Raw genomic sequence first — 15,306 nt, forward strand, 5'->3', positions numbered from 1 at the left:
TAATCTTCTAAATTCACAACTTCAAACGTTTTATGCGTCATTTCAATGTCATCCGATTTTTCAAAAATTGCATTAAACGTGTCTCTATCTTCTTGAATTCCTTCAATAGAAATCGGCATTTTTCGTTCGTTATTTAAGTAGTTTTGAAGATTTGTATTGATTTCTTTAATTGTGATGGAAGCTTTATTTTTTTCAATTCTCGCCATACTTTTAGTACGTAAATCTTCATAATTTGCTGCTTCCGGGATTTTGAAATAGACATCTTTTTGAATGGTGTCGCTAATAATAAAATTTGAATTGGCATTTTCGCCATCTTCAATTCCCATTAGTAAATTTGGAAACTCAATATCTGGCTGAATACCAATTGCTTGATGCGAATTTCCTTTGAAACCATACATTTTTTCAATCGTAATTCTTAAAAAGCCTTCTTCACTTTTTAATGGAACAATTTGCTGAATCGTTCCTTTTCCATACGTGCGCGTTCCCACAATAATTGCTCTGTTATGATCGCGCAAAGCGGCTGCAATAAATTCAGAAGCTGAAGCACTTTCCTTGTTGATTAAGATCACCAAAGGTTTCGTGAATAAAGTACCACGATTAAAATCTTTTACAATGGTTTTATTATCTGCTTGATCGCGATAAATTCCCAACGGACCTTTGTCAATAAACATGCCTGCCAAATCGATTGCTTGCTTCATTGATCCGCCACCATTTCCGCGCAAATCCAAAATTAAACCATCAATATCAACCGCATTGAGTTTAAATAATTCTTTCGCAATATCATTGGCGCTTCCAAAACCGTAATCTAAATTGGTATAGAAACTTGGCAACGAAATGTAGCCAATATTTTGTTCGCCTTTCAGAATAAAACTATTCACGGCATTTTCTTCAATTTTTAAATTTTCTTTTCGTAGTACAACCGTTTTGTTAATGTTTTTATCATCCAAGACATTGAGTGTGATGGTTTTATTGTTTTCATCATTCACAAAATCATACAAATTTATAAGTGAAAGACAGGTTGTACTTATTTTTTCGTCATTCGCTTCAAGCGATAACACTAAATCACCTGCGCTAATTTCTTTTTCTTTCCATGCTTTACTTCCAGTTTGCAAGCCTGAAACGACAATTTTTCCATCATTATTTTTTGAAAACCAAACACCGATAGAGTTTGTTTCGGTTCCAATAGAATTCATAAAAGTAGCATTGTCTGTTGGATCAAAAAAGCTACTATGCGGATCAAAATACGTACAAATTACATCTAAAAAAGTAGTTTCTACATGTGATTGCAAACCATTTACCGCTTGTAATTTATCGACAATAAAGCATTTGTTTTCAGCAATAACTTTTTGTTTCAATTGTGCTTTTATCTTTGGAAAGTTCGCAGGATTTGTCAATGACAGATAATCGCGAATAATATCGACTCTTATTTTCTTTTCCCAACGTTTGTGAAGTGTTTTAGCAGTGTTAGAAAACTCAGATTTTTCTTTAAAACTTCCATAACTTACGGTGTCTTTCCCTGAATAATCTAGTTTTGATTTCTCAATTTTTTCAATCGTTTGCTGCGTTTGCTTGAGTTGTTTTTCGTAAAAAATGGTAAACTCGCTGATAAAATCGCATTCCTCATTTAGCAAATAATCGTCCAATTTATTTTTTAAAGAATCCAAACTTTTAATCGAAGCTTTTGAAAACAACATGCGTCTGTCGTCTAAACGCTCTAGCAATTTATTAAAAACATAATTTGAAAATTTGTCGTCAATTGCTTTGGGTTTGTAATGATTCTTTTCTAGCATTTCCAAAATCAGACTCGATTTATTACAGAAAGAAAGTTCAGTTTGAGCAAACGTTGACGAAACAACGAGAAGCAATATAAAACGTGAAAAAGTGTGCATGTATGCGAATAAAGTTTGTAGTACCTAAAGTTACGAATTTAACAAATCTTTCGCTTATTACGTAGGAAAGTAAGCTGAAAATGTCTGAGAACTAGTACGAATTATAGTGTATGAATGAATATTAGCTACTTTTTACTAAAAATGAAGTTGAAGTTGCTCATTTTTAGAAATAGAATTCCACTGTTTGCAAAGCTGAATGTACTCAGACTGTAATTCACTAATTTGTGTCTGATTCATCGCTGGAATTTTAATATTTTGCATGGAAGATGCTTCCCAAGTAACCAATGCTATATATTCTTTAATACTTATAGTTTCTGAACCTAAAGATTGTAAATTTCGCGTCATGATTTCAGCGAGCCAACTTTCTGAATCTAAATTTTTAATGATGTCTTTATTGGATAAATCGTTAATAGTCATTCCATTTGCAATGTTTCCATAAAAGCCTTTGGTAAGATTGAACTTTTTTTCCGCAACAAAATGCGCAATATCATGATTGGGAATTTCAGGACCTAAATCAGCGCTTGTAAATGTCCCATCAGTTCTTTTACAAAGAAGCGTATTTCGATGTTCACCTTTGGTAATGATAATTTCCATGCAATGTAAAAGTACAAATAACTGAACTATTGATTATTCTATATAAACTACTCTTTTATCTTTCCAGAAATATAGTCCAAAGTTTCCTGATTGGTAGTTGCTAAATGCTTTGGTAGTTTGTTATCTTTTGGCAAAACGGCTAAAAAGCGATCAAAATTGGATGTGTATACATTTTTGAACACAGGCTTTTTAACGTTCATACTTTTTAAGATTTCAGCAAAAAACTCCTCATGATGTATTAAATCTTCCGCGCCTAAATGAAAAATCCCGTTTTTATTTCGATTGATCATGTAGTGAATTTGCTGTGTTAGTTTTTTATCAGAAATTGTATTCATGACCAAGTTTGGAAAGACTTCAATAGGAACTTTTTCCTGCAAACATTGCTTTATTTCAAGAATTCGAGGCGAATTGTTCCCAAAAATCATTGGCAAACGAATAATTGCATATTTCTTCTGCGGCAAACGCATGAGCATATTTTCAATACGAATTTTGAGTTTCCCGTAAATACTTTCCGAAAGCGTTTTGTCGTATTCATACGAAGGATAACTACTATACGCATCAAACACATTTGCAGATGATAAGAAAAACAACTTACAAGGTCTAGTTTTTACATAATCTGTCAAAAAAATATGAGCTTCAATTTGTGCTGCAAAATCGCCACGCAAAGCAGAAATTATAATGGTAGGTTGCACTTGCATCACAATTTCGTCAATACCATCATAATCCAAATCGTATCGAATAAAATGTTTATTCTTTGCAAACGACTTGTTGCTGTAAAAAGTTCCGTATACATCAAAATAGGAGCAAAGCTCTTTATAAATCGCCTGACCTACGTATCCGCTTGCTCCTAATATTAAAATTCTATTCAAAGGTTTTCTTTATTTCTTATAAAAAGGAAGTTTCACCACTTTTGCAGGAACTCTGTTTTTACGAATTTGAATGTAAATATTGCTTCCAACACTTTTAAAAACGTTTGGTACATATCCCATTCCGATTCCGACTTTCATTGACGGCGACATCGTTCCGGAAGTTACATTTCCTATGATATTTCCGTTTCCATCAACAATATCATATCCTTGTCTTGGAATTCCACGATCTTGCATTTCAAAAGCAACCAATCTGCGTTCTGTTCCCAATCGTTTTTGATCTTCAATTGCTTCACGGTTCACAAAATCTTTCGTGAATTTTGTAATCCATCCTAAGCCAGCTTCAATTGGAGACGTTGTATCATCAATATCATTTCCATACAAGCAATAGCCCATTTCTAAGCGTAATGTATCTCTTGCAGCTAAACCAATTGGTTTAATTCCGAAATCAGCTCCAGCTTCAAATACTTTGTCCCAAACTTTGGCAACATCTTCATTTTTGCAGTAAATTTCAAATCCGCCCGAACCTGTATAACCTGTTGCAGAAACGATTACATTTTCAACACCTGCAAATTTTGCGATTTGGAATGTGTAGTATTTAATATTCGTTAAATCAACTTCCGTTAACGACTGCATTGCTTCCACAGCTTTTGGTCCTTGAATTGCCAGTAAAGAATAATTATCAGACACATCTTTCATTTCTGCGCCAACATCATTGTGGCTAGAAATCCAGTTCCAATCTTTTTCAATATTTGATGCGTTTACAACCAAAATATACTTCTCTCCATTCACTCTGTAAATAATTAAATCATCTACAATTCCGCCGTCATTATTAGGCATACAGCTATATTGAGCTTTTCCGTCTACTAATTTGGAAGCATCATTTGTTCCAATTTTCTGAATCAACGCCAATGCATTTGGTCCAGAAATTACAAATTCTCCCATATGACTTACGTCAAAAACACCAACGCCATTACGAACTGTTTCGTGTTCAATATTAACGCCTTCGTATTGTACAGGCATGTTGTAACCTGCAAAAGGAACCATTTTAGCACCTAATGCTTCGTGAATTTTTGATAGAGCTGTATCCTTCATCTGTAGTTTTTCTTAATTTGATTGCGAATTTATGAAAAATCAACCTAAAAAAATGAGGAATTGATACTTGATTCTTTATTTAACATGACTTTTTAGAATTTTCTCAAATTTGAGTCATTTTGAAGTTAGTTCAATTAAACAATTATATGCGTCAGTTCGATTGCCAAATCTGTGATTTGGTGTATCGAGAACTGCAATAAATTGTAAAAGTTTCTAAGAACGAAGCAATTTAATATTTTAATCTTAACGCTGCAAAAACTCCTTCAAACCTTCATAATCCGTAATAAAGTGCGCTTCTTTCTCTTTATGCATGATTTCTTGTATCTGTGTTGGAATATCCAATTTTAGACGCAAGGTCGATTCAACTGTCGGTAAAAATTTGACAGGATGTGCTGTTTCTAGAAAAATACCATAAGCATCTTGCAAATCGTGATTTTTCAATCCTAAATAACCAACAGCGCCATGCGGATCGGCAATATACTTGTGTTGATCATAGATAGATTTCATAGCAGTTTTCGTTTCTGCATCTGTGAAACTATACGACGAAAAGTGCTGTTTGATCGTTTCTAAATCATTATTGTATAACTCTTGAATACGAATGAAATTACTCGGATTTCCAACATCCATCGCGTTTGAAATAGTTGCAATTGACTTCTTTGGAACGTATTCGCCATTTTCTAAATAGTTTGAAACCGTATCATTTACATTCGTGGAAGCGATAAAATGTTGAATTGGCAATCCTAGTTTTTGCGCCATGATTCCTGCACAAATATTTCCAAAGTTTCCACTAGGAACAGAGAATACTAGATTTTTATGTTGCTTGTGCAATGCTTTGTATGCAAAGAAAAAGTAGAACATTTGTGGCAACCAACGTGCAATATTAATCGAATTGGCAGAGGTTAGTGTACGTTCAATTTCTGCATCTAAAAAAGCAGTTTTCACCATTTCTTGGCAATCGTCAAAAACGCCATCAACTTCTAAAGCTGTAATGTTTTGACCTAAAGTTGTTAATTGTTTTTCTTGAATTTCGCTGACTTTCCCGCTAGGATATAAGATGACAACATCCACACCTTTTACGCCTAAAAAACCATTGGCAACTGCGCCGCCAGTATCTCCAGAAGTCGCAACTAAAACCGTAACTTTTTCTTTTGTATCACGATTAAAATAGCCTAAACAACGCGCCATAAAGCGAGCGCCAACATCTTTAAACGCCATTGTTGGTCCGTGAAATAATTCCAATGTTCCAATATTTTCTTCAATTGGAACAATAGGGAAATCGAAACGCAAGGTTTCTGCAATAATTTCTTTTAAAATATCAGTTGGAATTTCATTTCCGACAAATTGCTGAATGGCTTCAAAGGCAATTTCTTCATGCGAATACGTATCAATATTCTTGATGAAATCTTCAGATAATGGTGTAATATTTTTAGGAAAATAAATTCCTCTATCGGGCGCTAATCCGCGAATTACTGCTTCTTTAAAAGAAACGTTTGGCGCTTTATGATGTAGACTGTAGTAGTTCATTTTTATTCTTAGTATTGAGATGTTAGTATTGAGAATTGAGAAAATTTCAATATTCACATCTATTATTTTCGAGTACTTCTCGATACAATTTTCTATCAAAAATTACTCGAAGTGACGTTTTTAGTTTATGTGTTACAGTCGTCAGTTCGAGTGCTAAATCTATGATTTAGTGTATCGAGAACAGTTTAGAATTCATAATTTATGTATTATTTCAAAGTACTTCTCGATACAATTTTTCTTCATTTTATTTCGAAAAATCACTCGAAGTGACGTTTTAGTTTAATCATTTTATTCAATAACTGCAATCGTCAGTTCGAGTGCTAAATCTATGATTTAGTGTATCGAGAACAACTTAGAATTCATTTTTACAATTATAATTTCTTAGCAGATCTCGATACTAATTTGTTTCACAAATTCACTCGATTTGACGCTTTGGTTTCTAACAATTCTGAATTAAAGAATCCGACAACCATCCGTATTTATTTTTGAAACATGAATATCATAATCGATGTTTAATGTTTTATAGGTTTCAGCCATTGTTTTGGCTACTTTTTCTGCCATTTCTTTTCCTTTGCTTAATGCAAATATAGAAGGTCCAGAACCTGAAATTCCTGCGCCCAATGCACCACAATTAATTGCGTTTTGTTTGACTTCATTGAATCCAGGAATTAGAATTGCGCGTAACGGTTCTACAATTTCGTCATGCAATGATCTGCTTATTAAATCGTAATCAGAAGTGTATAAGCCGCTTATCAATCCGCCTAAATTTCCAATTTGTATGATCGATTTTTTTAGTGAAATATTTTGCTTCAACACAGAACGAGAATCAGAGGTTTTGACTTCAATTTGCGGATGAATTACCGTTGCGTATAATTCGTTTGGTGTTGGAATTTTAATCAAATCTAACGGATTGTAACTTCGCACTAAGGTAAATCCGCCCAAAAGGGCAGGAGCCACATTATCTGCGTGCGCTGTTCCGCTTGCGAGTTTTTCGCCTTCCATTGCAAATGGTACTAGTTCTTTTGCTGTAAATGGCTTTCCAAGCAATTTATTCATTGCCCAAACCGTTCCTGCTGAGCTTGCAGCGCTGCTTCCAATTCCGCTTCCTGCTTTGATGTTTTTGTAGATTTCAATTTCAAAACCATGGTCTAAATCTAGTGTTGAAAGCATGGCTAAACCAGCAACACCAGCCACATTTTTATTTGTTTCTAGTGGTAAATCTTGTCCAATCAGCTTTGAAATTGTAATTCCTTTTGCTGCTGTTTTCCGAATGATCATTTCGTCACCAACGGTATCTAAGCAAAGTCCAAGGACATCAAATCCACAGGAAACATTTGCAATGGTTGCAGGAGCGAATATTTTGAGTTCGTTCATTGTTTTTTTAGTGTTGAGATGTTAGTATTGAGAATTGAGAAAGTTTCAATATTAACATCTATTATTTCAAAGTACTTCTCGTTACAAAATTCTTTTAGAATTTCACTCGAAGTGACGTTTTTGGTTTATGTATCACAGTCGTCAGTTCGAGTGCCAAATCTGAGATTTGGAGTATTGAGAACTACTTTGATATCATACATTTATCATTTCCTAAAACTTTCCAATTCTAATTACATCTGCAAAAATTCCTGAAGCGGTTACTTCTGCACCTGCGCCAGCGCCTTTTATTTGTAATGGCTGTGCTACGTATCTATCTGTAAAGAATAATACAATATTATCACTTCCTTCCAAATTGTAAAAAGGATGATCTGCTGGAATATGCTGTAAACCAACTTTTGCTTTTCCATTTTCAAAAGTAGCTACATATTTTATGCGACAATCTTTGTCATTCGCTTCTTTGAAAATTTTCTGAAAATGTGCTTCATGTTTTGTCAAAGACGCATAAAAGTCATCATTATTGTCAGTTGCCAATGTTTCTTCTGGCAAGAACGAATTGTTTTCAATGTCTTCTAATTCCATGATATAACCACTTTCACGTGCTAAGATGAGAATTTTTCGAGCAACATCAATACCACTTAAATCTATTTTTGGATCTGGTTCTGTATAGCCTTCTTTTTGTGCTTGTTTTACAACGTCATGAAAGGTATTTTCATTACTGAAATTGTTAAATACAAAGTTTAAACTTCCCGAAAGAACGGCTTGTATTTTGTGAATGCGATCTCCAGAAGCTACTACGTTTTTTAGTGTGTCAATTATTGGCAATCCTGCACCAACATTGGTTTCAAATAAAAATGGTGCATTGTATTTTCTTGAGATACGTTTTAGATTTTGATAGTTATCATATTGGGAAGCACAGGCAATTTTGTTACAAGTGACTACCGAAATATTGTTTCGCAAGTAGTTTCCGTATACTTTAGAAACTTCATGACTTGCAGTAATGTCTATAAAGATACTGTTGCGTAAGTTATGTGATTTTACAGCTTCGTGAAATTTATCTAAACTCGCTTTTACGCCAGTAATTAAGTAGTTTTTCCAATTGTCTAAATCAATACCTTCCGCATCAAAAAGCATGGTTCGTGAGTTAGAAATACCAATGACACGAATGTTCAATTTAAGCTGTTCACGCAAGTATTGTTGTTGTTGGTGAAGTTGTGCCATAAAGCGTTCGCCCACATTTCCAACACCAGTTACAAATAGATTGAGTTGTTTTATTTTTTCTTCAAAGAATTCTTCATGCAACGCATTGAGCGCTTTTTTTGCATCATCACTGTTGATTACTGCGGAGATGTTTTTTTCGGAAGCTCCTTGCGCTATAGCGCGAATGTTTACGTTATTTTTTCCGAGCATGCTAAACATTTTACCGCTCAATCCTTGATGATCTTTCATGTTGTCACCAACCAACGCAATGATGGCAAGTTGTTGTTCTACTAGAATTGGATCTACTTTTCCAGATGCAATTTCGTATGCAAAAGTGGTATCAATGACGATTTTGGCTCTGGAAGCTTCTTTGTCGTTGATTCCGATACAAATAGAATGTTCGGAAGAAGCTTGCGTAATTAAGATGATATTGATTTGTTCTGCCAATAAGGTTTCAAATAAACGCTTGGAAAACCCTGGAATTCCAATCATTCCGCTTCCTTCTAGTGTAAGTAATGAGATGTTTTCTATGTAACTTATTCCTTTTACTGCGCGTTGTTTTCCGTTCGGGTTTTTGGTAATACGCGTACCTTCTTGTTCAGGTGAAAAGGTGTTTTTGACTAAAATTGGAATTTCCTTTTTTAGTACAGGTTGAATTGTTGGTGGATAGATTACTTTCGCACCAAAGTGAGACAATTCCATAGCTTCTTGATACGATATGTGCGGAATTGGTGTTGCTTGTTTTACAATTCGCGGATTTGCTGTGTACATTCCGCTTACATCTGTCCAAATTTGCAGTTCGCCAGCATTGACAGCCGATGCAATAATTGCTGCTGTATAATCTGATCCGCCACGACCAAGTGTGGTTGTTTCGCCATTTTCGGTAGCTGCAATAAATCCGGGTAATATGACAATTTGCTTTTCATTCTTCTTAAAAAATGATTCACAGTTTTCTTGTGTCAATTTCATCAAGACTTGCGCATTTTCATACGTTTCTGATGCAATAATGAGTTCGCGACTGTCTTTATAGATACTATCTAGTTGGCGCACTTTCATTACTTCTGAAATGATATATGACGATAGTAATTCACCAAAACTAGCAATGGTAGCCAATGTTTTTGGTGTTAATTCGCGCAGCAAAAAAGAACCTTCATACAGCGTTTCTAAATAGTTGAGTAAGCGTTTTGTATGACTTATGATAGCGCTTTGTTCTGTAACAGGAATTAAATCTTTTACAACTTGAATATGTCTGTTTTCAATTTCTTGAAGCAGTGATTTGTAGTATTCATCCTTTATGGCAGCAAGTTCCGCTGTTTTTAAAAGCATGTTTGTTGTGTTTCCAAAAGCAGAAACAACGACCGCTATTTTTTGATTTTGAGAGGCTTTTGTAATAATATCTATTACTAAGCTTATATTTTGCGCATTGGCGACAGAAGTACCGCCAAATTTGAGTACGTTCATGAGTATTGTTTTGTATGGTTATCAGTAAAATTGGTTATGTGTGTTTCTTTTTATTTTTGAGATTGTTTTTTAATTATATATCCTATAATTACAACTGCGCCGAGCATATACAATAGTCTTTTATCTGTAATTGCTTCCACTAAATTTTTATCAAAAAAAATAACATTGATCATTGCGGCTAAAAAATATCCGACTAAAATCCCTAGTGATATCTTAAAGTTTTTGTTTTTGTCCGACATTATTTTTTAGATTGAATAAATAACAAACACCGATTGGTAATATATAGTTAGACCCCACAAGGGGTAATAGTAGCAATTGTTACAGTGGTATGTGTCACCGTAATGCCTGTTGAGGAAGTAAAAATATTTGCTACTAAACGCATGTTTTGTCGTATGATGTTATTCAAAAGTATTACTTTTATAACCATAAACAAACTATATATTTATTTTTCACGGATTATTAGTGAAAGTAGTCTTTCTTTAGAAATGCGCTAAAAAAGTATAATGAATTTTAAAGAATTTCATCAAATGTGTAACACCTTACACTAACATAACAATACATGAAGATATATTCATCAACTCAAATCTATGAAGCGATCAATCGTACGATAGAAAAAAATCAAATCACGTCTAATGACTTAATGGAATTTGTAGGAACACAATTGTTTAATTGGTTTCATACACGGATGCAAGGCGCACAAGTTCCAATTCATATTTATTGTGGAATAGGAAATAATGGCGGCAGCGGATTGGTGCTAGGACGTCAATTATTGCATCATGGTTATAATGTGCATATATATATTGTAAATTTCAGCGATAAGCGAACAAAAGATTTTTTAATTAATTATGACCGCGTAAAAGAGTTTAAAGTGTGGCCGCGCTTGTTGAGTTCGTGCGAAGAACTTCCCGAAATGCAAAAAGAAGATATTATTGTAGATGCTATTTTTGGAATTGGATTGAATCGTGAAACCGCACCTTGGGTGAAAGATTTGATTAAATATATTAATGCTTCAAAAGCATATACGGTTTCGCTTGATGTTCCTTCCGGATTGTATCCCGATCACGGACCAGAAGATAAGGAAGCGGTTATTGAAAGTAATTTTACGTTGACGAGTCAGGCACCAAAATTGAGTTTCTTTTTGCCAGAAACAGGTATTTATATACAACAATGGGAAGCGATTGATGCAGGATTGGATCAGGAGTATTTACAAACTACCGATACGGAAGTACAACTTATTGATAAGTTTGAAGTGTTACCATTATATATTCCGCGCGAAAAATATGCGCATAAAGGAACGTACGGACATAGCTTGATTGTTGGTGGAAGTTACGGAAAAATTGGCGCTGTTACCTTGGCGAGTTCTGCATGTTTGCGAGTTGGTACAGGTTTGGTTACTGCGTATATTCCAACTTGTGGATATACCGTTTTACAAACTTCTTTGCCAGAAGCAATGGTCATTTGTGATGAAAATGAAAAGCAGCTTACCAATATTGAATATGATATTGAACCAAAAGCAATAGGCATTGGCGTTGGTATGGGAACAGATGCAGCTACTGTAAAAGCGTTGAAAGCCTTTTTACAAAAAAATAAAACTACTCGTTTGGTAATTGATGCTGACGCGTTAAATATATTGTCTGAAAATAAAAAGTTATTGAAATTTGTGCCAAAAGGTACTATTTTAACACCACATCCAAAAGAATTGGAACGTTTGATAGGTGAATGGACAGATGATTTTGATAAGTTAACCAAAGCGAAAGCATTTGCAAAAAAGCATGAAATTGTACTAATTATTAAAGGTGCACATACCGTTATTATTCATGATACGTACGTTTATATTAATAATACAGGAAATCCTGGAATGGCAACCGCAGGAAGTGGCGATGTGCTCACAGGAATGTTAACAGGATTGGTTTCACAAGAATACGATCCGGTAACGGCAGCTATTTTTGGCGTGTATTTGCATGGAAAAGCAGGAGATATTGCACTTTCTGGTTTGGGTTATCAAGCATTAACAGCAAGCGATATTGCATATCATATTGGTGATGCGTATTTGGATTTGTTTAAAGAACCCGAAAAACCAGCTGCGGAAGCGGAACAATAATATTGAGAATAAAAGAGGCTGTCTGGAAAGTTTCAAAAGCCGTCATTCTGGACTTGATCCAGAATCTCATAAAGCTGATTTTCAACTGTTATGCGAAACCGAATCAAGTTCGGTTTGACGAAATTATGACTTTTTAGACAGCCTCTTTTTATACTGTATTTTTTTAAAAATTAGATCTTCAATTCATTGAATAATTCAATCAGTTCTGGATTTGATGGTCTTGGCGCATCTGCGTTTACAATTTTTCCTTTTGGATCAATTAAAATAAATCGTGGAATACCTTCAATCGCATAGTCAGTTACAAACTTAGACTTCCAAGCGTCGTCTGCCATTAACTGAATTCCGCCTAATTCTTTGTTTTTTACCATTTTTTTCCATGTCTTATACGCATCTTTTTGATCAATAGAAATAGAAACAAACTCGATGTTTTTGTTATGGTATTTTTTTTCTACTTTCTTTAGAGATGGAATTTCGCCAATACATGGTCCGCACCAAGTTGCCCAAACATCAATGTATACATACTTTCCTTCTAAGTCTGCCAAGCTTGTTTTTCCACCTTTATGATTTTCGTAGTCGAAAGCAGGAGAATTTTTTCCTTTTACCAATTTTTTTACTTTCGTATACTTTTCGGTTGCTTTTTTTAATACTTTCTCGTCTTTTGCGATTTCTTTGATCGTATTATAAATTTTATCCGTGTGTTTGCCAGAAGGTGAAATATCGTATTTCATTTCGCTAGCCAACGCATTTTTTATGTTTTGTGATTTGATGTTTTTGATCGTGTTGATGCTTTCCATCTTTAACGAATCTTCATAGTATGATTGCATGTAGTGTTGCGATACTATTTGTTGGTAGGATTCAAAGTTTCTAAAATCGTCTTCATTATCATAATCAACTTTTTCTAAAGGTTTTAAAAGACTTTCCGAAGCTTTGTAGTTTTCTTTTTTTGCAAAGTATGGATGGTATGATGGATATCGGGAAAGATTCGCTAAATATTCATAGTGAATACTTTCTTTTTCTAGCGCAACAAATTCAGTGCTTAAACCTTTTGCATCTGTCAATCTGCCTAAAGCTTTCATTTTTTCTTCTTCAATTTTCTTTAAGAAATCAGCTTCTTCTTTAGCATATACTTCTTGAAAGTTAAGATTTCCTCCTTCGGATAGTTTTTTGGCTAAATACGTATTTGGAGCCGTTCCTTTTCCTGAAAAAGTTATACTTTCAGTAAACTTCATTGCGTCCGTTGTAATGTGTATAGAATCGCCTGGTGTTAGGAATAATGAAGCACGATTTCTTCCGTGTCTTATGGAGTAAAAACCTTCTTGTACGTTTACTGTTTCTTGAAAAACGCCAGCATCATTTAGTGTGATTTCTTTTCTTAAACCTTCACCTGAAAGAAAAATTTTATCTTCTTTTGGGTTTTCTATTTTTCCGGAAAGTATCGTTTTTTCTATCTCTTTAGTTTCGGTAGTTGCTGCAGGATTTTTCTTTGTATCAGTTTTACAAGAGAAAATTGCAAATGCTGCAACGAATAGCAGTAATTTTTTCATTTTTTCAAAGTTTGTTTTCTCAAATGTACTAGATTCTTCTTTTAATCAATAAATTATTAACAAATATTTGGTTAATACAATTTGAATTTTGACTTTTGAAAGATAATTTTGATTACACCGTCATGATACACCAAATAAGTTCACAAACGCTCGATATTGCAATTATTCAAGAGTTGTTAAACTCAGATGCAACATTGGAATTATCCGCCACCGCGACCGACAAAATTAATGCCTGCCGTGCGTATTTAGATCAACGTTTACAGGATCAGAAAACGCCTATTTATGGTATAAATACTGGATTTGGTTCTTTGTGTAATGTGAAAATTTCAGACGAACATTTGTCAAAATTGCAAGAAAATTTGGTGACTTCACACGCATGTGGTACAGGTGATCGCGTGCCACAAGATATTATAAAGTTGATGTTGTTGCTTAAAATACAATCGTTGAGTTATGGACATTCGGGTGTGCAATTGCAGACCGTACAACGTTTGATCGATTTTTATAATCACGATATTTTGCCAGTTGTTTTTGAACTAGGTTCACTTGGCGCTTCGGGCGATTTGGCACCTTTAGCACATTTGTCATTGCCGCTTTTGGGCAAAGGAACTGTGTATTATAAAGGAGAAGAAGTTTCGTCTGCTACCGTTTTAGCGGAGTTTGATTGGCAACCAATTCAGTTGAAAGCAAAAGAAGGTTTGGCGTTATTGAATGGAACACAATTTATGAGTGCGTACGGTGTACATTCGTTATTGAAAGCGTATAAATTATCGTATTTGGCAGATTTTTTCGCGTCTATTTCATTGGAAGCTTTCGATGGAAGATTGGAGCCGTTTAATGATTTAATTCATTTGATTCGACCGCACAACGGACAGTTGAAAACGGCAAAACGTGTACAGGAATTTGTAGCAGGAAGTGAATTGATTTCACAAGAAAAGAAACATGTGCAAGATCCGTATTCGTTTCGATGTGTACCGCAAGTGCATGGAGCTACAAAAGATACCTTGGCTTTTATTAGAAAAACGTTTGAGACGGAAATTAATTCTGTGACTGATAATCCGAATATTTTTATTGCGGAAGATGAGATTATTTCTGGTGGAAATTTTCATGGACAACCTTTAGCGTTAGCGCTTGATTATTTAGCGATTGCAATGGCGGAATTGGGGAATATTTCGGAACGAAGAACATTTCAACTTGTTTCTGGATTGAGAGATTTACCCGCATTTTTGGTGAATAATCCTGGGTTAAATTCTGGTTTTATGATTCCGCAATATACCGCAGCAAGTATTGTGAGTCAAAACAAACAATATGCTACGCCAGCAAGTATTGATTCTATTGTGTCTTCAAATGGACAGGAAGATCATGTAAGTATGGGCGCAAATGCAGCAACAAAAGCCATTAAGGTTGTTGATAATATAGAACGCGTTTTGGCAATTGAGTTATTGAATGCTTCGCAAGCATTGGTGTTTAGAGCGCCATTGAAAAGTTCGGAATTTATTGAAACATTTTTGCAAGCGTACCGATTGGAAGTTCCTTTTGTAGATGAAGATCGTGAATTGCATATTGCTATTCGTGACACCTTGTCATTTATTCAGTATACTGTGATTGAGAACGAAGTATTGTTTTCTTAGTTTATGAGTTTAGAGCGTTTTATTTAGTGTTTC

General features: G+C 34.5%; 11 protein-coding genes. 2 read left to right on the top strand and 9 right to left on the bottom strand.

Going from position 1 to position 15,306, the window contains the following annotated elements; translation table 11 throughout:
- The 8 genes from AB8B65_RS16575 to AB8B65_RS16610 all read right to left on the bottom strand — a co-directional run.
- On the bottom strand, positions 1-1,790 hold a 1,790-nt coding region (locus AB8B65_RS16575), incomplete at its 3' end, for a S41 family peptidase (RefSeq protein ID WP_405302416.1).
- Between the two features lie 234 nt (positions 1,791-2,024).
- On the bottom strand, positions 2,025-2,483 hold the full coding sequence (locus AB8B65_RS16580; protein ID WP_405302390.1) for a hypothetical protein: 459 nt from the start codon (positions 2,481-2,483) through the stop codon (positions 2,025-2,027).
- Between the two features lie 47 nt (positions 2,484-2,530).
- The gene (locus tag AB8B65_RS16585; RefSeq protein WP_405302391.1) at positions 2,531-3,352 is read right to left on the bottom strand and encodes a sugar nucleotide-binding protein; all 822 of its coding nucleotides are present in this window, start codon (positions 3,350-3,352) and stop codon (positions 2,531-2,533) included.
- Between the two features lie 9 nt (positions 3,353-3,361).
- A complete protein-coding gene (gene gcvT, locus AB8B65_RS16590; RefSeq protein ID WP_405302392.1) occupies positions 3,362-4,444 on the bottom strand; it encodes a glycine cleavage system aminomethyltransferase GcvT in 1,083 nt (360 codons plus the stop codon).
- A gap of 243 nt (positions 4,445-4,687) precedes the next feature.
- Positions 4,688-5,968, bottom strand: coding sequence for a threonine synthase (gene thrC, locus AB8B65_RS16595; protein WP_405302393.1), 1,281 nt, complete (start codon positions 5,966-5,968; stop codon positions 4,688-4,690).
- A gap of 453 nt (positions 5,969-6,421) precedes the next feature.
- Positions 6,422-7,342, bottom strand: a complete 921-nt coding sequence (locus tag AB8B65_RS16600) for a homoserine kinase (protein ID WP_405302394.1) — start codon at positions 7,340-7,342, stop codon at positions 6,422-6,424.
- A 210-nt stretch (positions 7,343-7,552) separates the two neighbouring features.
- Positions 7,553-10,000 carry a bifunctional aspartate kinase/homoserine dehydrogenase I gene (gene thrA, locus AB8B65_RS16605; protein WP_405302395.1) on the bottom strand — a complete coding sequence of 816 codons (2,448 nt, stop codon included), beginning with the start codon at positions 9,998-10,000 and terminating at the stop codon, positions 7,553-7,555.
- Between the two features lie 50 nt (positions 10,001-10,050).
- Positions 10,051-10,239, bottom strand: coding sequence for a hypothetical protein (locus AB8B65_RS16610; RefSeq protein ID WP_405302396.1), 189 nt, complete (start codon positions 10,237-10,239; stop codon positions 10,051-10,053).
- A 320-nt stretch (positions 10,240-10,559) separates the two neighbouring features.
- Here AB8B65_RS16610 and AB8B65_RS16615 point away from each other — a divergent pair, with 320 nt between their 5' ends.
- Positions 10,560-12,101, top strand: coding sequence for an NAD(P)H-hydrate dehydratase (locus tag AB8B65_RS16615; RefSeq protein ID WP_405302397.1), 1,542 nt, complete (start codon positions 10,560-10,562; stop codon positions 12,099-12,101).
- 170 nt (positions 12,102-12,271) lie between these two features.
- Here AB8B65_RS16615 and AB8B65_RS16620 read toward each other — a convergent pair whose 3' ends face one another.
- The gene (locus AB8B65_RS16620) at positions 12,272-13,645 is read right to left on the bottom strand and encodes a TlpA family protein disulfide reductase (RefSeq protein ID WP_405302398.1); all 1,374 of its coding nucleotides are present in this window, start codon (positions 13,643-13,645) and stop codon (positions 12,272-12,274) included.
- 122 nt (positions 13,646-13,767) lie between these two features.
- On the opposite strand from AB8B65_RS16620, the gene hutH reads away from it, so the two are divergent.
- Positions 13,768-15,273 carry a histidine ammonia-lyase gene (gene hutH, locus AB8B65_RS16625; protein ID WP_405302399.1) on the top strand — a complete coding sequence of 502 codons (1,506 nt, stop codon included), beginning with the start codon at positions 13,768-13,770 and terminating at the stop codon, positions 15,271-15,273.
- Positions 15,274-15,306: the final 33 nt, after the last annotated feature.

It is taken from the genome of Kordia sp., from assembly GCF_045105435.1.
In the GTDB taxonomy this organism is placed as follows: domain Bacteria; phylum Bacteroidota; class Bacteroidia; order Flavobacteriales; family Flavobacteriaceae; genus Kordia.